General features: G+C 59.8%; 16 protein-coding genes. 8 read left to right on the plus strand and 8 right to left on the minus strand.

Annotated elements, in window-relative coordinates; translation table 11 throughout:
• Positions 1-1014, plus strand: a complete 1014-nt coding sequence (locus tag IEV00_RS05955) for an inorganic phosphate transporter (protein WP_188359338.1) — start codon at positions 1-3, stop codon at positions 1012-1014.
• 54 nt (positions 1015-1068) lie between these two features.
• Here the strand turns inward: IEV00_RS05955 and IEV00_RS05960 are convergent, their stop codons facing one another.
• Together IEV00_RS05960 and IEV00_RS05965 are read right to left on the minus strand one after the other, a co-directional pair.
• Positions 1069-1722, minus strand: coding sequence for a response regulator transcription factor (locus IEV00_RS05960; protein ID WP_188359339.1), 654 nt, complete (start codon positions 1720-1722; stop codon positions 1069-1071).
• A gap of 128 nt (positions 1723-1850) precedes the next feature.
• Positions 1851-3251: a sensor histidine kinase gene (locus IEV00_RS05965; RefSeq protein ID WP_188359340.1), complete on the minus strand. Its 1401-nt coding sequence runs from the start codon at positions 3249-3251 to the stop codon at positions 1851-1853.
• A 301-nt stretch (positions 3252-3552) separates the two neighbouring features.
• Here IEV00_RS05965 and IEV00_RS05970 point away from each other — a divergent pair, with 301 nt between their 5' ends.
• On the plus strand, positions 3553-4101 hold the full coding sequence (locus IEV00_RS05970) for a YceI family protein (protein WP_188359341.1): 549 nt from the start codon (positions 3553-3555) through the stop codon (positions 4099-4101).
• A 64-nt stretch (positions 4102-4165) separates the two neighbouring features.
• On the opposite strand, the gene pstB is transcribed toward IEV00_RS05970, so the two are convergent.
• From pstB to pstS, 4 genes are all read right to left on the minus strand, one after another.
• Complete coding sequence (gene pstB / locus IEV00_RS05975; protein WP_188359342.1) at positions 4166-4945, minus strand: phosphate ABC transporter ATP-binding protein PstB; 780 nt, start codon at positions 4943-4945, stop codon at positions 4166-4168.
• A gap of 215 nt (positions 4946-5160) precedes the next feature.
• Entirely contained in the window at positions 5161-6261 is a 1101-nt protein-coding gene (gene pstA / locus IEV00_RS05980) for a phosphate ABC transporter permease PstA (protein WP_188359343.1), read from the minus strand.
• Positions 6261-7229 carry a phosphate ABC transporter permease subunit PstC gene (gene pstC / locus IEV00_RS05985; RefSeq protein WP_188359344.1) on the minus strand — a complete coding sequence of 323 codons (969 nt, stop codon included), beginning with the start codon at positions 7227-7229 and terminating at the stop codon, positions 6261-6263. Before pstC ends, pstA begins: the two co-directional genes overlap by 1 nt.
• Positions 7230-7366: 137 nt before the next feature.
• Positions 7367-8482, minus strand: a complete 1116-nt coding sequence (gene pstS / locus IEV00_RS05990) for a phosphate ABC transporter substrate-binding protein PstS (protein WP_188359345.1) — start codon at positions 8480-8482, stop codon at positions 7367-7369.
• A 204-nt stretch (positions 8483-8686) separates the two neighbouring features.
• On the opposite strand from pstS, the gene IEV00_RS05995 reads away from it, so the two are divergent.
• Together IEV00_RS05995 and radA are read left to right on the plus strand one after the other, a co-directional pair.
• Positions 8687-10015, plus strand: a complete 1329-nt coding sequence (locus IEV00_RS05995; protein ID WP_229723086.1) for an FUSC family protein — start codon at positions 8687-8689, stop codon at positions 10013-10015.
• Between the two features lie 126 nt (positions 10016-10141).
• Positions 10142-11536, plus strand: coding sequence for a DNA repair protein RadA (gene radA / locus IEV00_RS06000; RefSeq protein ID WP_188359346.1), 1395 nt, complete (start codon positions 10142-10144; stop codon positions 11534-11536).
• A gap of 83 nt (positions 11537-11619) precedes the next feature.
• On the opposite strand, the gene IEV00_RS06005 is transcribed toward radA, so the two are convergent.
• A complete protein-coding gene (locus IEV00_RS06005; protein ID WP_188359347.1) occupies positions 11620-12912 on the minus strand; it encodes a GAF domain-containing protein in 1293 nt (430 codons plus the stop codon).
• A 297-nt stretch (positions 12913-13209) separates the two neighbouring features.
• Between IEV00_RS06005 and IEV00_RS06010 the strand changes: the two genes are divergently transcribed.
• The 4 genes from IEV00_RS06010 to lpdA are packed head-to-tail and all read left to right on the plus strand — an operon-like array spanning position 13210 to position 18271.
• The gene (locus tag IEV00_RS06010) at positions 13210-14172 is read left to right on the plus strand and encodes a thiamine pyrophosphate-dependent dehydrogenase E1 component subunit alpha (RefSeq protein WP_188359348.1); all 963 of its coding nucleotides are present in this window, start codon (positions 13210-13212) and stop codon (positions 14170-14172) included.
• Positions 14173-14189: 17 nt separating this feature from the next.
• Complete coding sequence (locus tag IEV00_RS06015) at positions 14190-15209, plus strand: alpha-ketoacid dehydrogenase subunit beta (RefSeq protein WP_188359349.1); 1020 nt, start codon at positions 14190-14192, stop codon at positions 15207-15209.
• A 1-nt stretch (position 15210) separates the two neighbouring features.
• Positions 15211-16845, plus strand: coding sequence for a dihydrolipoamide acetyltransferase family protein (locus tag IEV00_RS06020; RefSeq protein WP_188359350.1), 1635 nt, complete (start codon positions 15211-15213; stop codon positions 16843-16845).
• Positions 16846-16852: 7 nt separating this feature from the next.
• Positions 16853-18271: a dihydrolipoyl dehydrogenase gene (gene lpdA, locus IEV00_RS06025; RefSeq protein ID WP_188359351.1), complete on the plus strand. Its 1419-nt coding sequence runs from the start codon at positions 16853-16855 to the stop codon at positions 18269-18271.
• Between the two features lie 98 nt (positions 18272-18369).
• Here the strand turns inward: lpdA and IEV00_RS06030 are convergent, their stop codons facing one another.
• A complete protein-coding gene (locus IEV00_RS06030) occupies positions 18370-19263 on the minus strand; it encodes a 3-hydroxyacyl-CoA dehydrogenase (protein ID WP_188359352.1) in 894 nt (297 codons plus the stop codon).
• Positions 19264-19337: the final 74 nt, after the last annotated feature.

Raw genomic sequence — 19337 nt, forward strand, 5'->3', positions numbered from 1 at the left:
GTGGTTCTGCTTCTTACCGTTCTTTCGTTTATCGGACTGGCAAGCTACCTGTTTGTCTCGGGCTTTCACGATGCCCCCAACTCCGTTGCGGTGCCGGTTCGTACCCGGGCGTTGACCCCCATGACCGCCCTGCGCATGAGCGCTATCTGCAACTTCTTGGGCGTAATTCTCAGCGGAATGGTTTTTAGTACCCTGGCCCACGAGTGGGTGACGATTCCCGAAAATGTGGTTGGCCTGGGGGTGCTTGCAACCGCCCTGATTGCCCAGTGTGCCTGGGGTTTTATCACCTGGTGGCTACGCATGCCCTCGTCCTCCACCCACGCGCTGATTGGTGGCTTGCTCGGTGCTACCTGGGCCTCAGGGGCTGTGGGGCTAGATAACTTTATTCCCTTCGCGGAATCTGCCTACACCTTTGTGCTGATTCCCCTGTTGCTCATGCCCGTGCTCATCTTTGTACTGGCCTGGTTCATGGTCTTTGCTACCGGCTGGTTTGCCCAGCGCGCCTACCCGCGCACGGTCAATCGGGTCTCGCGCAGCGTGATGTCCTTGGCCAACTCCATTATTTCCCTGGTGCACGGCATGCAGATTGGGCAGCGAGCCACCATGCTTTTCGCGCTCATTATGGTTTCTGCGGGACTGGCTGGCTCCCCTACCCTGACGGCGGTGGCGCTGGTGCTCTGCGCTGTGGTTCTTGCCGCGGGAACCATGATGGGCGGCTGGCGTATCGGCTACACCTTCGCCCACAAGATGGTCTACCTCGATCCCTACCGCGGTTCGGTTGCCCAGGGAACCACCGCGCTGACCCTGTTGGCAGTGCAATTTTTGCTGGGGTCTTCGATCTCTTCATCCCACATGGCGGCCGCCTCAGTGCTGGGTGCGGGGCTGAACCAGCGGTTTAGCTCGGTTCGCCCGGGCATTGTGGTCAAGCTGATGGCCACCTGGCTGGCTACGATACCTGCCACCTTTGTTTTCTCAGCGACCCTCTTTCTCGCCCTCTCCCCGCTACTGGGCTAGCCGCGCGGGGCGGCCGGGGCCGGCGTCGTCCTTTTTCTCAGGACGACGCCGTCGCTAGTGCTCCTGCAAAAAGGCCAGTACCGCGCGCACCCGCCGGTTGCCCTCGTCAGCGGCTAGTCCCAGCTTGTCAAAGATGTTGCCAATGTGTTTGGCAACCGTAGCTGAGGAGACAAAGAGCTTCTGCTCGATTTCTTTGTTCGAGAGGCCGCCGGCCATCAGTTCCAAAATCTCTAGCTCGCGGCGGGAGAGACATTCTAGCCTGCTGCCTGGGGTAGAGGCGGCGGTGGTCATCAGGTGGGTTACCACGTCGGGGTCAATAACCGTGCCGCCACCGGCCACCATAGTGACGGCACGGGAGAACTCCTCCACGTTACCCACCCGGTCTTTGAGCAGGTAGCCCAGGCCCGAGGCGCCGGCGGAAAAGAACTCGCGGGCGTAGGCTGCGGCGATGTACTGGGACAGCACCAGAATGGGCATGCCGGGGTGCTTCTGGCGAATGGTGGCGGCGGCCTCAAGACCATCGTTGGAGTGGTGAGGGGGCATGCGCACGTCGGTGATAATCACCTCGACCCGGGGATTCTCTTCCACCGCCGCCAGGAGCTCATCGGCGGTGGAGGCCTGCGCAATCACCTCGTGGCCCAAATGGGAAAGCACCATTACCAGGCCTTCGCGGAGCAGGGCGGAATCTTCGGCAAGGATGATTTTCATGGGATTCATTCTTTCACAGGCAACTGAGAGGCTGAGAGCGCCGGTCAACTGGCATCGGGACTGGCGTTTAGGGGAGGTTGACCGGCGCCCTCAGTCTGGAAGCTTCGTCTTCATAATAATCGCGTGGCTCAGAGACTCGGCAGCTCCATGCGCAGGCGGGTGGGGCCGCCGGCGGGAGAGAATACGGTGAGCTGGCCGCCCAAGGCGGCTACCCGCTCGGTGAGTCCGGCTAGGCCGCTGCCACCGGCAAGGCTAGCGCCGCCTGTGCCGTTATCTTCGACGGTGAGTACCAGCATGCTGCGGGCAGTATATGCCTCAAGTTTGATCTCGTGCGCGCCGGAGTGCTTCAGGGCGTTCGCCACGCCCTCGGAGGCCACGTAGTAGGCGGTGCGCTCGACCTCGGGCGCCAGACGCTCATTGACCAGGTAGCTCACATAGACAGGGGTAAGGGTATTCCGCGAGAGTTCTTCAAGCGCTGCTCCCAGGCCGTGGGTTTCGAGCACTGCCGGGTAGATACCGCGTACGGTGTTGCGCAGAGTCTCTAGGGCGTGGGCCAGCTGTTCGCGGGCTCCAGCTACCTGTTCCTGAATAAGGGTGGCGTTGGCGCCCTCCTGCCCCAGGCGTTTGGCTTCCATTTCGGCCAGGCCCAGGCGCAGGTTGATGTTCACCAGTTCCTGTTGGACGCCGTCGTGGAGGTCGCGCTCGATACGGCGGCGTTCCGACTCGAAAGAGTCTACGATGGTGGAACGTGATGCAGACAAACGTGCCAGTTGCTTCTCGTATTCCTCAGGGCGGGGCTGCAAAATAACGTGGGAGAGCGAGCCCGATGCCGCTGCCAAAATTCCGTTGATGTAGGCGAAGATGGGCAGCATCACCAGGGCTGCAAGCAGAGGAATCCACCAAGTGCCCTGGTGCAGATCGGGCAGGGCCAGCAGCAGTTTTTCGTTGGAGCGGGCGAACTCTGCCTGGGTAATCTGCCAGCTTTCTAAGCCGTTGGAGTAGATGCCCCAGCTGGTCAGAGTACCACCGTTGATGAGCCAAATCATGGTGCCGATTGCGAGTACGAAGAGGATGATTTCAAAAGTTAGAACCAGACCGGCAACACTACCGAGAATGATAGCCACCAGCAGGGCACCTACCTCGCGCCAGGTGGCGGTCTCTTGATAGCGGAACTTGGCCCATTCCCAGAGATTGTTACGGTTCATGGCCACGTGGTTATCGCGGGTGGAATAGCCCAGCTGGGTTAGTCGCCAGCGCTCAAAGACAGCATAGCCAATTGCCAGTAGCGGAAGAAAAAGAATACCAACAATGGTGGAAGTAATTGCGACCGCTACCCCTGGCACCACTGAAAGAATCACCAGGTGCAACAGAGCTATCCAGGGGGCCTTGGTCAGTAGAAAGAGGGGCGAGCGTAGCTGCCGCCAGAGGGTTGTGGGCGGTTCCTCCCAGGAATCGAGGCGCCGAGCACCGGTCTGAGCAACGGACGCAGCGCCAGCGGCGTCCACATCGGAAGAAAGAGTCTGAGTCATGTTCATGGCTTTAATTCTCCCGCTATCGGGTTCACGTTACAGTGGAGGAGATTCTACTCTCTGCGGGTAGAGCCAGCTATACCTTAAATCTACAAAGGGTACTGAGGATATATAGATATCCTACAAAAAAGAGTAAACTTGCTAATCAGAGCAGACTATCAAGCCAATGAGGGTACAGAATCCTCCGAGGGCTATTTCGGTTTAAAAAGTAAACTTTTTGTAGGCTCTACGTCTGCTGTGTAGCTTTAGCCACTGCCAGAGCACACCCAAAGCCATCACGCTTTTATTTTAAGGGGATTTTATGTCTATTGATTCACGATTTGTCGGTGATTGGAAGCTCGACCCGATACATTCACGGTTGGGTTTCTCTGCCCGGCACGCCATGGTGACCAAGATTCGCGGTGCCTTTAATGAGGTAGAGGGCGAGGCCCACATCGACTCCGAAGACTGGGCGAATTCCACCGCCAGCGTCACCATTCAGGTCAATAGCATTGATACCCGCAACGATCAGCGCGATGAGCACCTGCGCAACGCGGACTTTTTCAACAGCAAAGAATTCCCCACCATCGAGTTCGTCTCAACCACCATTGATGAGGTAGATTCCGGCCAGTTTATTGTGGTGGGCAACCTCACCATGCGCGGTGTGACAAAGTCGGTCTCGCTTCCCCTGGAGGTCACCGGTATCGGTGAAGATTCCTCGGGGCAGATACGCGCGGGCCTTGAGGGTAACCGCCGCATTGACCGCAAGGAATGGGGTATTTCCTGGAACGAGAAACTCGATAACGGCGGAGTGATGGTCTCTGACAAAATCTCTCTGGAATTTGAGCTGTCTCTGCTGAAGGTTCAGTAGGTCGGTTTGCCCCGGGGCGGCCCCGGAGCAACAAAAAAGGGAGCCCACGGGCTCCCTTTTCTTTTTAGCCGAAACGGCCCGAAACATAGTCTTCGGTTGCCTTTTCTTTGGGGTTATTGAAGATCTCCTGGGTGGGAGCATATTCAATGAGCTTGCCGGGCTTGCCGGTGCCGGCGATGTTGAAGAAGGCGGTCTTGTCAGAGACGCGGGCTGCCTGCTGCATATTGTGGGTCACGATGACGACGGTGTACTCCTCCTTGAGCTCGTTGATGAGGTCTTCAACGGCCAGGGTGGAGATGGGGTCAAGCGCAGAGCAGGGCTCGTCCATGAGAATCACGTCGGGCTTCACCGCGATGGAGCGGGCGATGCACAGGCGCTGCTGCTGGCCGCCGGAGAGGCCGGAGCCGGGCTTATCCAGGCGGTCTTTGACCTCGTTCCAGAGGTTGGCACCGCGCAGGGACGACTCCACCAGCTCGTCTGCATCGCTCTTAGAAATCTTGCGGTTGTTCAGTTTGACGCCGGCCAGCACGTTCTCGCGAATAGACATAGTGGGGAAGGGGTTGGGGCGTTGGAAGACCATGCCGATCTGCGAGCGCACCTTCACCGGATCAACGCCCCTACCGTAGAGGTCTTCGCCGTCGAGCAGAACCTTACCCTTGGCGTAGGCACCGTCGATGACCTCGTGCATACGGTTCAGCGTGCGCAGGAAGGTGGACTTACCGCAGCCTGAGGGGCCGATGAAGGCGGTGACGGAGCGGGCGTCAATGGTCATGTTCACGTCTTCGACAGCGAGGAAGTCGCCGTAGTACACGTTCAGATTTTCAACGTCAATGCGCTTGGACATGGGGTAAATCTTTCTTCTTGGTCTGAAAACTTCTTAGGTTATTGCTGAGGTACTGCTTACTCTACTCGCCGCCAGGGACGCCGCTCGCCGACCTCCCTCTCGCGCGGGTTCGCTGGCGCTCACTTGCGCGATTCACGCCAGCCCCGGTGCCAGTCGGCTACGCGGCGTCCCTTCTGTCGAAGTCGGCGAGCGGCGTCCTTCAGCCACGAAGACCTTTAGCGGCCGGTCTTCGGAGCGAAGAACTTGGCAATCGCGCGGGCGATGAGGTTCAACAGCATCACGATGATGATCAGCACCAGCGCCGCAGCCCAGGCGCGGGTCTCCGAGATGGAGGCTGCGGTGGGTGAGGTCGGGGTCATGATCTGGTAGTAGATGTAGGTGGGCAAGGTAGCCATCCAGCCGCTGAAAGCGTTCCAGTTGATGGAGGTCACGAATCCGGCGGTCACCAGAATGGGGGCGGTTTCACCAATCACGCGGGCGATTGCCAGGGTAACACCCGAGGCGATACCGGAGATAGCGGTGGGAATAACCACCTTGACGATGGTGCGCCACTTGCGCACGCCGAGCGCGTAGGATGCCTCGCGCAGTTCGTTGGGCACAATCCGCAGCATTTCTTCGGCGTTACGCACCACGGTGGGAATCATGAGTACCGACAGCGCGACTGCCGCCACCAGACCGGTGCGCTCGGAGGGGTCACCGGTGGTCAGGGCGAAGAAGGACGCCGCGAAGAGACCGGCCACGATGGAGGGAATACCGGTCATCACGTCCACGAAGAAGGTGATTGCCTTGCCCAATGGGCCGTTCTTAGCGTATTCCACCAGGTAGATGGAGGTCAGCAGACCAATTGGCACCGAGATGAGGGTGGCCAAAAGGGTGATTTCCAGGGTACCGATAATGGCGTGGTAGATACCGCCGTAGATGGGGCCGGCACCCTCGGCAGCGGCGTTATCGTGCACGCCGGTGACACCGCGCATAGAGGTGGAGAGCAGGTTCATGGAGAGGCCGGGAATACCCTTAGAGAGCACAACCCAGATTACAGAAACCAGCGGAATCAGCGCCACGATAAAGGCGCCGTAGACCAGGAATCGCACGAAGGAGTCTGCGCCCTTGCGCCGGCCCTCGATCATGCTAACGACCAGCGGTGCCACAATCACAAAGAGAAGGCCGGCGAAGATTGCCCAGGTGCCAATCGAGAAGCCGATGAGCGCCGAGAGGGCTGCTCCGAGGACGACGGCGCCCAGGCCGATTGCGGGAACCAGCCACTTGGGTGCCTGGCCGCTGGTGAGTCGGGAGGTAACAGCGGTGGATGAACTCATTAGTTAGCTCCTGAGAATTCTTTGTAGCGGCTGGTAATCATGCGGGCAATCACATTGACCACCAGGGTAATCACGAACAGTACCAAACCGGCTGCGATGAGCTCTGACATGCGGATACCGTAGGCTTCGGGGAAGTTCAGGGCAATCTCCGATGCGAAGGTCTGGTTACCGGACTTGATGAGGGAGGCGGTGAGGGGCCCGGATGCCAGCACCAGGGTCACTGCCATGGTCTCGCCCAGTGCACGGCCCAGGGCCAGCATGACAGATGAGACGATACCGGTGCGGGCGAAAGGAAAGACGGTCATGCGGATCATTTCCCAGCGGGTAGCGCCCAGACCCAGCGCTGCCTCCTGCTGGAGCAGGGGGGTCTGCACGAAGATTTCGCGGCACATGGCGGTGATGATCGGCAGAATCATAATGCCCAGCACAATACCGGCGGTCAGAATGGTTTTACCGGTCTGCGAGGCCGGACCTTCAAAGATGGGAATAAAGCCGAAGTAGGTGGCCAGCCAGTCGTAGAAGGGCACAATCTTAGGTGCCAGGACCGAGGCGCCCCAGGCACCGAAAATAACGGAGGGAATAGCCGCCAGCAGGTCGATCACATAGCCCACAGCCTGAGAGATTTTCTTAGGTGCGTAGTGGGAGATGTACAGTGCCACACCAATGCCCACCGGGGTAGCCAGTAGCAGGGCAATGGCAGAAGCAATCAGGGTGCCGATTACCAGCGGGTAGATGTACTTGAGAAAGCTACCCTGAGAGAGGTCTTCAGAATCAGCGGTGAACACCGGCAGTGCCTGCGCAACCAAGAAGATTGCCACGGCAGCCAGCACCACAAGAATCAAAATACCCGCAGCAAGCGAGATTCCAGAGAAAATCTTATCCGCAGCCGGGTTACCGACGTCGGGTAGCTCTTTTCTGCTCGACTTCGGCGAGCTGGGCCCTGTAGGCGCGTCAGATGAAATTGACATATCCCTTGTGCTTTTCAGTTTGGTTCAGGTGGTCAGTGTGATTCAAGAAAACCGCTTACACGGCTGAACGGTGTGCTTGTGCCCGGCGCAGTTTCCCGCGCTGATCAGCACAAACACACCGTTATGTCGAGGCTGTTTTAGCTAGCAACCTCAATGGAGTCGATAGCCTTCTGAGCGTCCTCAAGCAGAGCGTCAGTCAGCGGTGCAGATGAAGCCGCATCGGCGGCGTCCTGCTGACCCTGCTCAGAGACAACGTAGGACTCGTAGGCCTTGACCAGATCAGCGGTGGCCTGATCCTCGTAGGAGGAGCAGACTACGTGGTAGGAAACCAGAACGATGGGGTAAGCGCCTGCTTCATCGGGGGTGCGGTTGATGTCGATGGACATATCGTTTTCGTTGCCCACACCCACGCGGTCGGAGATTTCAACGGTCTTAGCCGCTGCCTCGGGGGAGAGCTCTACGGGCTCACCGTTAACCACAACGTTGACCTTGCCCAGGTCGCCTACAGCAGAAGCGTCTGCGTAGGTGATAGCACCTTCGGTGGAGGTGGTGGTATCGACGACGCCGGAGGTGCCCTTGTTGGACTCACCGGCGTAGGCGGAGGGCCAGTTGCCATCGGGTTCCTGGCCCCAGGTATCACCGGCAGCAGCTGCCAGGTACTCGGTGAAGTTCTCGGTGGTACCGGAGTCATCGGAGCGGTGCACCACGGTGATGTTGGTGTCGGGAAGATCAACGCCCTCGTTCTGAGAAGCGATTGCCTCGTCGTTCCACTTCTTAATGTCGCCCTTGAAGATCTTGGCGATGGTCTCGGCATCGAGGTTCAGAGAGTCGATACCGGGCAGGTTGAAGGAAACTGCGATGGGAGAAATGTAAACGGGGATGTTCATGGCACCGTCGGGGCCACAGACGTCCTGGGACTGCTGGTATTCATCTTCAGTGAGGTGAGCGTCAGAACCAGCAAAGTCAGCACCGCCAGCCAGCAGAGCCTTACGGCCAGCGCCGGAACCATCGGGTGAGTACTGAACGGAAGCATCGGGGTTGGCTGAAGCGAAGCCTGATTCCCAAGCGGTAATAGCAGCCTGCTGGGATGAAGCGCCGATACCGGAGAGGGTACCTGAAACGCTTGATTCAGAACCGGAACCCGACTCTGAGTTACCGGCTTCTCCGGTAGCGTTGTCTGAACCGCAGGCGGTGAATGCCAGCAGACCAACAAAAGCGAGTGAACCTGCGCTTGCGAATGCCTTAGTCTTCAAAAACGTATCCTTTACAAAGTGCTCGAGCGTAGATGCCTAAGCCGTGTGTGTTTTCAAGTCAACGGTTTAGACTGTATGGGCCCAAGGTAGCGCACAAGATTAACCTTGGTGAACAAAGGCTTAACTCTGGGGCAACGTTTACTGTCAGTGGGTGGGTGACCGGGCTACCTGCGGCCACTCGACTTTGCCCATAAACTTAAACACATGGCTGATACATGGACCCTTCTGAAAACTCGCGCAAAGAACCGTTTTACCACCGGAATGGCGCGCGTTCGCGAGGGTTTTGTGCAGTCCCTACAGATTGTAGTGGCGGGTGTGGGCGCCTACGCTTTCGCTCTGCACGTATTAGGCCACCACGAGCCGATTTTTGCCGCCACCGCAGCCATTGTGTCGCTGGGCTTTGTGCGCGGCTCCACTCATTCTCGCCGCATGCTCGAAGTAACCCTGGGCGTGACCCTGGGTATTCTCATTGGCGATGTGCTTATGCTGCTGCTGGGTCGCGGCCTCTGGCAGGCGGCGGTGGTTCTGCTAATTTCGGTGCTCACCGCCCGCTTTCTCGATAAGGGTATTCTCTTCTCCATTCAGATGGGCTTGCAATCCTGCCTGGTGGTGCTGATGGAGCCGACCGGCGACGGCGTCTTCGCCCGCAGTCTCGACGGCGTGGTGGGCGGCCTCTTCGCTTTCCTGATGATGTTTCTCTTTCCCAAAGACCCGCGAGTTACTCCCCGCTTGAACGCCCACAAGCTCATGCAGGCCTACAGCAGCACGCTGGGAGAATCAGCCACCGCCATGCGCGCCTACGAGAGCGATTTGGGCCTGGCCGCCCTGGAATCTGCCCGCAAACTCGACCCCCTCTACAGCGCGGCGTCCGGGGATATCGTCACCGCCAAGGGCATGGCGCAGATTTCCGTGCTGGGCAAGTCGCACATGACCGAGCTGACCGAGTTCTCCGAGACCCTGCACGCGGTTGACCTGGCGATTCGCAACACCCGCATGCTCAACCGCCGCATGGCATCGACCATTAGCCACGTGCAGCTTTCCAGACCCGCTATTGACGCCATCGCCGACACCTTGCACGAGATTTCGCTGGCGGTGACCATTCTTGGCGATGCCATGTCGAGCTCTGATGCCGATACCCGCGCCGCCCTGAAGAAGAAGGCAGCCAGCGACCTAGAACGTATTGCCGGTACCCTCGACCCCGCCCTCATGGGGGTGCGCACCCTCGAAGGTGAATCCCTGGTGCTAATGATCCGCCCGCTGGTGATTGACCTGCTTGAGGCCTGCGGCCTAACCCACGCCCAGGCAACCGAGGTCATAATTCCCCTGGGCGAGTCAATGACCGAGCACGCCCCGCGTACCAACCAGATCTCGCTAGTGGAGCAGCAGCCGCGGCGCGTCGTCCTCAGCGAGGATCTCTCCACCAAGGAGCCGCTGTGCGAGAACGAGGACGACGCTGAGGACCTCGACGGCCTGGCGCCCGACGACACCCGCGCGCTGAACATCGTGCTGCGCGCCCAACACCTAAAGGACTAAAGGATTCGCCAGCATCGAGGAGTCAGCGCCGCCAGTGAGGGGGCCTGTCGACTTCTACGGTACGTCAAGCTGGCGCCCCGGCGCTGACGGCCTTAAAATGTCATACCCCCTTTCTAAGATAGAGCTATGAGCCCTCGAAAAACCTCTCGATCAGCTAACACCTATAAGTGCACCGAGTGCGGCTGGACCACCGCCAAGTGGGTGGGCCGCTGCGGCCAGTGCCAGCAGTGGGGCACCGTAGAAGAAGCCGGCGGGCCGGTGGTGGCGAAGACTACCGCGGCGTCGTCCGTGCAGGCTCCCGCCAAACCTATTGCGCAGGTGGACTCAACGGTGGCGCAGTACATGTCTACCGGCAACCCCGAGTTCGACCGCGTGCTCGGTGGCGGGCTGGTGCCCGGCGCGGTGATTCTCATGGCGGGTGAACCCGGCGTGGGTAAGTCCACGCTTCTGCTGGACGTCGCTGCCACCTTCGCGCGCGGAGTCGCTCCGGGCGCGGCGCGGGATGTTCTCTACGTGACCGGCGAGGAATCGGCGGCCCAGGTAAAGCTGCGTGCCGACCGCACCAACTCGGTAGCTGATACCCTCTATCTGACCTCGGAAACAGACCTGGGCACCGCCCTGGCCCACATTGAGCAGGTCAACCCGCAGCTTTTGATTGTGGACTCGGTGCAGACCCTGGCCTCTACCGAGGTGGAGGGCTCCGCCGGCGGGGTGACCCAGGTGCGCGAAGTAGCAGCCTCGATTATTGCCTCTGCCAAAGCGCGGAACATGTGTACGCTGCTGGTGGGCCACGTAACCAAGGAGGGCACCATCGCTGGACCCCGCCTGCTCGAGCACCTGGTTGATGTGGTCTGCCAGTTTGAGGGCGATAAGCACTCGGCCATTCGTATGCTGCGGGCGGTGAAAAACCGCTTTGGCCCCACCGACGAGGTGGGCTGTTTCGACATGCACGAGAACGGCATTGCCCCGGTGAGAGACCCCTCGGGTCTTTTTGTCTCCCGCACTCCCCGGCCGGTTTCGGGCACCTGCGTGACCGTGACCATGGAGGGCCGCCGCCCCCTGCTGGCCGAGATTCAGGCCCTGCTGGACCAGTCAGCAACACCCCAGCCCCGCCGGGCCACCTCTGGCCTGGATAACGCCCGCATTTCTATGTTGCTGGCTGTTCTGCAAAAGCGGGCGGGCTTTAACGTGGGCAAGCTAGACTGCTATATCTCCACCGTGGGCGGGGCTAAAATTTCCGAACCCGCCGTGGACTTGGCGGCGGTGATGGCTCTGGCCTCTGCGGCCCAGGATAAGCCCCTGCCCCGCAAGCTGGCGGTTTTTGGCGAGGTGGGGCTGGCGGGCGAGGTGCGCGCCGTCCCCGGAATTCGCCAGCGCATAGCCGAGGTAACCCGGCTGGGCTTTACCCACGTGATTGCCCCCGCCTCTCCCGCCGGTGTGGGTGAGGTGCCCGCCGGGGTCACGGTTCGAGAGGTTGCCTCACTACCGGAGGCGCTGGCCCTGCTTTTCCCGCAGAAGTAGGGTGCCCGACAGGTCACCGGTGCAGAAAAACGGTTTTCGGCGCCAAGTTCGCAGCCGAAAACCGCTTTCTGCACCAGCGAGAATCAGGAGGTCAGCTCCTGCATCAGCCGGTAGGGTGCCGCCGAGACCAGCTCGGGGAACCTCTTGCGCAGCCGAGACATCTCGGCCCGGGCGGTTACCTTGGAAACACCGATTCCCCAGACAGCTGCCATAACGGCGTCCAGAGGCTGGGGTTGAGAGGAATCCGCCAGAAACCGCAGAATCTCACAGTGCCGGGGTGAAAGTTTAAAAACGTTTTCTGCCCCCGCTACCCGCACCAGCAGGCGGGAATGTTCGGTATCTAAGCGGTAAGAAGCGTGTTCTGCCTGGGAGATTGGCTGTACCGCAAAGCCGCTACCTGCCCGGGTGACCTCCACCGTACCCAGCCCCTCCAACATCCAAATTCCCGGGCTCAGATCCCGGGCAGTGGGACCAGGCCCAGGGTCAGCCCCTGTTTCACCGCCGGAAACTGCCGCCGGCCCCTCCCCCGCCGAGTCGGTGAGCGGGGTGAAGTGCGCAAGCCGGGTGCCGACGTCCAGCCCCGAGGACGCCGCCACCCAGCCCCAGCGGTCCACCAGCACCCAGGGCCCGGGCAGGGAGGCAACCGCCGCCCAGCCCGAGGAGCGTACCCGCTCCAGCTGCATCAGGTGGGAAGACCGCAGTTGCAACTCAACCTGCCGCGCCAGCGCCGTCACCATTCCCAACAGCGCCGGGTGAGCCTGGTCCAGGGGCCCGGAAATATCCAGTATCCCAAGTACCGAGCCATTGCGCGGGTCGAGAATGGGTGCGGCAGAACAGCTCCACTCGTGCTGACTCACGCACCAGTGTTCGGGGCCGTGAATTTGTAGCGGGCGACCGGTAACTGCGGCGGTTCCAATGGCGTTGGTGCCCACCACCGGCTCAGACCAGCGGGCACCGCGCACAAAGCCCAGGTGGTCTGCCCTGCGCAGGGACTGGGCCGGGCCAAAGCGGTCAATCAGCCGGGAATCTGCGGTGGTAAAGATGCCCACCAGCTGGGTTCCCTCAAGAATGGGGGCGAGCTGAATTTTGAGAAAGTCTGAGATATAGGCGAGGTCCACGCTGGAGTAGGAATTGAAGGTGGCAAGGCTGTTTTCGAGGGCGTGAGCATCGACGTCGGGCACGGCAATGTGCGCCGAGAGATGGCGGCGTTGCATACGCTGCCAGGAGCTGTGGACGACGGCGCGCGGGTGGGCGGGGAGCCTACTGCCGCTGACGGCGGCGGCGTGGATGCTTTCGAGGGTGGCGAGGTAGGCGCTGGAGTCGAGGTCTAGGGGCACAGCGGTTTCAAGAGAGTGAGGTTCTTTGGTGGGTCGCATGGGGCCTCCTATGCTCTACCAGGCTGAGGGGCTGCCTCCTGGTCAGGGCTTGGTGAATTAGCCCCAGCCTACTCTTTCCAGCCCATTAATCAGTGACCCACAACACATGCCCAAAAGGGGTTGCAGAAGGTTGCAAAGAAGAGTTTCACCTAGCCAGAGCATGTTTTGATAGATAGGGTCACTGTGACCCTTGTTACATTTTTTACTCAAAATTAAAGTAAAAGCACTTATCGGGGCCACCAGAAAAGCCCTCTATCGATTCGCGTCGAAGAAGGAATAAGCAGAAAGGAGAAAGCGATGGCGCTTTCAAAGGAGCAGCTGCTCCACGCTTATCAAAAGATGACCGAGATTCGAGAGTTCGAAGAACGGTTGCACACAGAGAACCTCAGCGGTGAAATTCCGGGTTTTATTCACCTCTATGCCGGTGAGGAAGCAATTGCGGTAGGCGTGTGTGAGAACCTCACCGATGCCGACTACATCGCATCTACCCACCGAGGCCACGGCCACTGTATTGCCAAAGGCTGTGACATTGAGAAGATGATGTATGAGATTTACGGCCGCTATGACGGTCTGTGCCACGGCAAGGGCGGATCCATGCACATTGCCGATCTCTCCACCGGCATGCTGGGCGCTAACGGCATTGTGGGCGGTGGCCCGCCGCTGATGATTGGTGCAGCGCTGACCGCTAAGACCAAGGGTGAGGGCAATGTGGCGGTTTCCTTCACCGGTGACGGCGGTTCCAACCAGGGCCTTGTCTTTGAGGCGATGAACATGGCGGTGGTGCTGAATCTGCCGGCAATTTTCGTTTTTGAAAACAACGGTATCGGTGAGGCAACCGGCGCCAGCTACTCGGTGGGCTCAAAGGATATTTCGGCCCGCGCAGAGTCCTTCGGTCTGCCCGCCTACAAGATTGATGGAACCGACTTTGAGACCGTCTACAACACAGCCAAAGAAGTAATTGACCGTGCCCGCTCCGGTGGCGGCCCCGCCGTCATTGAAGCCCAGTGCACCCGCTTCTACGGCCACTTCGAGGGCGACCGCTACCTCTTCCGCACCAAGGAGCAGCTGAAGAAGCTGCGCGGGGAGACCGACCCACTGATTAAGTTCAGGGAAAAGTTCGGCAAGAAGGTAGGGGTTAAGAAACTTGACTCCCTCGATCAGGCAGCGCGCGAGCTTGTTGACCAAGCGGTTGCTAAGGCGCATGAGGCTGCATGGCCCGAACCCTCCGAGGTTCTGACTGACGTTTACGTCTCATACTAGAAGCAGGTGATTGAGCAATGGCACAGATGAGTTTTCGCGAAGCAATCAATGCCGGTATGGCTGATGCCATGCGCGAAGATGAAACAGTTATTCAGATGGGTGAGGATTTGCGCGGTGGCAACGGTGCCCAGAATCCTGACATTGAGACCCTCGAAACCTTTGGTGGCGTGTTTGGTGTAACCAGCGGCCTGTGGACCGAGTTCGGCAATGACCGCGTGATCGATACCCCCATTACCGAGTCAGCTATTTTGGGTATGGCAGCCGGTGCCGCTGTCACCGGCCTGCGCCCGGTAGCCGAGCTCATGTTCATGGACTTCTTTGGTGTTGCCTATGACATGGTCTGGAACCAGGCGGCCCGCTTCCGCTACATGTTTGGCGGCAAGGCCAAGACTCCCCTGGTGATTCGAGGCATTATTGGAGCGGGTGCTGGAGCGGGTGCCCAGCACTCGAATTCTCCCTACCATATCTTTACCTCCACCGCCGGTGTGAAGGTGGTAGTCCCCTCGAACGCCTACGATGCCCGCGGCCTCATGCTAACCGCTATCCGCGATGATGACCCGGTGATTTTCTGCGAGCACAAGGCAATCTACGACCTCAAGACCGAGGTTCCCGATGAGCCCTACACCATTCCTCTGGGTGTGGCGGCCTACCCCCGCCAGGGCACAGATGTGACCGTGGTGGCCCTGGGCAACGTGGTCAACACCGCTATTAAGGTAGCAGACCGCCTGGCAGGCGAGGGTATTTCGGTAGAGATTGTTGATCCGCGTACCACCTCTCCCCTGGATGAAGACGGAATCCTAGAATCGGTGGCTTCTACCGGCCGCCTGGTGGTGGCCGATGAGTCGGTGGCCCGCTGCGGCTTTGCCCACGACGTTGCTGCCATGGTTGCCATGAAGGGTTTTGACTCCCTCAAGGCGCCGGTTCAGCTGGTTACCCCGCCGCACACCCCCGTTCCTTTCTCAACCCCGCTTGAGCAGGAGTGGCTCCCCAACGAGAAGCGCATCGAGGCGGCAATTCGCGCAGTAGTGGAGGCTTAAAATGGCTGACATTCGCTCCCTTGAAATGCCCAAATGGGGCATGACCATGGAGGAGGGCACGCTGACTAAGTGGCTCTTCTCTGAGGGTGACTCGGTATCTGAGGGGGATGTTCTGGCTGAAGCCGAGTCATCGAAGCTCACCGGTGAGATTGAGTCTCCTATGAGCGGTAAGCTTGCCCGCATTCTCGTTTCTGAGGGTGAGACCGTAGCGGTTGCAGCCGCCCTGGCGGTGCTGGCTGATTCATCAGCCAGCGATACCGAGATTGACCAGTTCGTCGCGGACCTGGGTGGCTCCGGTGCGGGGGCTTCTGCCCAGGACGACGCCGCCGCGGCACCTCCCGCCGAGACCGCCCAGACCGGGGATTTGAGTCAGGAATCTGAGGAGCTTCCCTCTACCCAGAAGGCAGCTGCCGAATCTGACCCCGGCCGGGGCAGTTCACCTCAGGGAGGCACCTCTGCTGAGCCCTCCCGTAGGCAGTCTGCTGTTGCTCAGCAGACCGATGCGGGTCAGGCAGATTCCATTCCCGACTCTCTCAGGGGCTCTGACTCCGAAGAGGTTGCGGCAACTCCCCACGCTGCAAAGCTGGCAGAGAAGCACGGCATTGCCCTCTCACAGATTGAGGCAACGGGCCGCGGCAACCGGGTCACGGTGGCCGATCTGCAAAAGGCGGTAGCCGATGCCGGCGGCCATCTGAGCTTCGGCAACACCCTTCCTCGTAAGGGAAAGGCGGCTATTACCGGCGATGATTCAGCCGTAGATGCCACCGTGCACGCCCGCAAGCTCGCCGAGGAAGAAGGAGTCAACCTGCTGGCAGTGCGGGCGTCCGGTCGCAACGGGCGGGTTACCCTGGCTGATGTTCAAGCCTGGCTGGCTCTCAATCGGGTCCCGGAGCCAGCCGCCGCGAGCGCACCCGCCGCCTCGGCGCCGTCCTCACAGAACCAGCAGGAGAACTCCGCTACAGAGATTCCGCTGACCACCATGCGCAAGGTCATCGGCTCCCGGCTGAAGGAAAGTTACAGTGAGTCGCCGCACTTCCGGGTAACTGCCGAGGCGAAGCTTGACCGTCTGCTGGCCTTCCGCAGGGAGGTTAATGACCACCGGGTGGATTTGAAGCTCAGCGTCAATGATTTGGTGACCACGGCGGTATCGCGGGCGCTGAAGAAGGTGCCCGAGGTCAACGCGCAGTTTGACGGGGAGACCATCCGTCAGTTCGACCACGCTGACATTTCCGTTGCGGTGGCCACCGAGGAGGGGCTGATTACCCCCATAGTTCGCGCGGCTGACACCCTCAGCCCCGGGCAGATTTCGGAGCAGATTACCGACCTCGCCACCCGGGCCAAGGCGGGAACCCTCAAGCCCGATGAGTTCCAGGGAGGAACCTTCACCATCTCTAATCTGGGCATGTTTGGAATTACCAATTTTGATGCGATTATCAACCCGCCGCAGGTGGCAATCCTGGCGGTGGGAGGCGCTCAGAAGCGGTTTGTTCCAGACTCCGAGGGAAAGCCGGTGGCGGCAACTGTTCTGGAGTTCACGCTCTCGGCAGACCACCGGGTGGTGGACGGCGCCACCAGTGCAAGGTTCTGCAAAGAACTCAAAGCCCTGCTGGAAACTCCCGCCCTGATTTTTGCGTGAGGTAGTCATGGCACAGAGAGTTGAAAACTACGATGTGGTGGTCATCGGGGCTGGCCCCGGTGGCTACCCCGCCGGAATCCGGGCGGCCCAGCTGGGGCTGCGCACCGCCGTGGTAGAAAAAGCCGACCTGGGCGGAATCTGCCTGAACTGGGGCTGCATACCTACCAAGGCTCTGCTGCACGGGGCGGAGCTGGTTCGGTCGGCGCGCTCTGCTCGGCAGTTCGGCATAGACCTGGGTACCCCCAGCGTTGATGTTAAGAAGCTGGTAGCGCACTCGCGCTCGGTCTCTCAAACCCTGGCCGGAGGCGTGGGCTCCCTGCTCAAGGCCAACGGCGCCGAGGTGATTCGAGGTTCTGCCGAGGTCACCGGCAAGGGCGAGGTCACCGTTGCCCTGGCAGAGGGCGGTGAGCTGCTTCTGAAGGCTCCTCACGTGATTGTGGCAACCGGTGCTTCACCCCGGGTTTTGCCCGGGCTAGAGCCAGACGGCAAGAACGTGTGGACCTACCGCGAGGCCCTGGTTCCCGAGACCATTCCCGAATCTCTGGTGGTGATTGGCTCGGGCGCTATCGGGGCTGAATTTGCCTCCCTCTACGCAGACCTGGGTTCTCAGGTGACCCTGCTTGAAGCCCTGCCCCGCTTTATGCCCAACGAGCCCGAGGCGGTCTCTTCTACCGTTGAAGAGTCCTTCACCAAGCGCGGCATACGGGTAGAGGCGGGCGCACGGGTAAGCTCGGCTCAGTCTGACTCCGCCTCTGGCGCGCGGATTGAGTGGACTTCAGCTGACGGCACCTCCCACTCCGAGACCGTTTCTAAAGTGCTGGTGGCTGCCGGAGTCGTGCCCAACACCGCGGGCTTGGGTCTGGAGAAGTTCGAGGTTCTGGGTCGAGGAGGTTTTATTCAGACCGACTCGCTAGGCAAAACTGCCGCCTGGGGCCTCTACGCGGTGGGCGACGTCGCCGGCGCTCCCTGCCTGGCCCACAAAGCCACCCACGAGGCGGTGCGCTGTGTTGACGCTATTGCGGGTGTTCGGCGGATTCAAGAGGACGACGACTGGCGCGACTGGGTGCCCCGCTGCACCTACACCACGCCGGAGGTTGCCTCTATTGGCATTTCCGCTGAGCAGGCCAAGGAGCGGGGTATCTCGGCATCGGTATCTACCGTTGCGCTGGCAGAAAATGGCCGGGCCCTGGGCGCTGGCGAGACCGTCGGTTTTGCCCAGCTGACGGTTTCTTCTAGCGGCGAGATTCTGGGAGCCCACCTGGTGGGAGCCGGGGTCACCGAGCTCATTGGCATGGTAGCGGTGGGCCACACCGCCTCGCTCTCGGCAGAGGATTTTGCCCGCACCATGCTACCTCACCCCACCCGGTCAGAGATTATCGTGGAGGCGCTACAGAAGAACCTGGGCAGGCCCATTAACTCGCTCTAGTTCCGGGTGCTGCCGAAGTCGCCGGTGCAGAAAAGCGGTTTTCGGTTTCATATTTGAAGCCGAAAACCGCTTTTCTGCACCGGTGACCGTTTTACTTCTTAGAGCTCCCAGGCAGGGTTGGGCTTTACGATTTCTCCCTGCTCATCGTAGATGTAGAAACCCTTGCCGGATCCGAGACCGGTTTCACCGCGGGCAAGGGATTCCTCCAGCTTGGTAGCAAATTCCTGGCTTCGGGGGTCAGGATTATTCTTCGCTACGTGAGAGGCTACACCGAAGCCCACCACGTCGTAGACCTCAAAGGGTCCGTGAGGAGAACCGGTGCCAACCTTCCACACTCGGTCAATATCCGCTGGCTGAGCAATTCCGTCTACAAAGAGGTTGGAGCCCGCTTCAAGCCAGGGAATCAGCAAACCGTTGAGCACGTAGCCGGGGATTTCTTTGTAGATAGGAATGGCAACCAGACCAATTTCTTCGGCAAATTTCAGGGTTGCTTCAAAGGATTCATCTGAGGTTTCAGTGGTACGCATGACCTCGCCGGTGTTGGATTTCCACACCATGTTGGCAAAATGCAGGGCGAGGAATTTATCGGTTCGGCCGCTAGCGGGGCCGAAAGAGCTGGGGAGCAGGGACGACGTGTTGGTGGCAAAAATCGTGTGAGCAGGTGCCGCTTCACCCACCTGAGCCCAGACTTTCTTCTTGATATCGACATCTTCAACAATCGCTTCGATGACGATATCGGCTTCGCTCACCGCTTCTTTCAGGTCAGTGGTGGTCTGAATACGGGCGATTGCTGCGTTGAAGTTCTCTTCGTTGTAGTCAGGCAGGTCCCGCTTGTAGTAACCGCGCATCCACTCCCAGCGATCGGGTAGCTTTTCCAGAAGTTCCTCGGCTACATCGTAAGCTACAACGGTTTTACCGTGGTAGGCAGCCTGCATAGCGATTTGTGAACCAAGAACACCCGTGCCGAGCACGGTGACTTTATTGAGTGACATAATATTCTCCTTCGAATTATTTTTACATTCAAATAATATCCCTGAATTTTCAGTTCAGATGCTATGTTTACAGC

It is taken from the genome of Rothia aerolata (assembly GCF_014635585.1).
GTDB classification, from domain to species: domain Bacteria; phylum Actinomycetota; class Actinomycetes; order Actinomycetales; family Micrococcaceae; genus Rothia; species Rothia aerolata.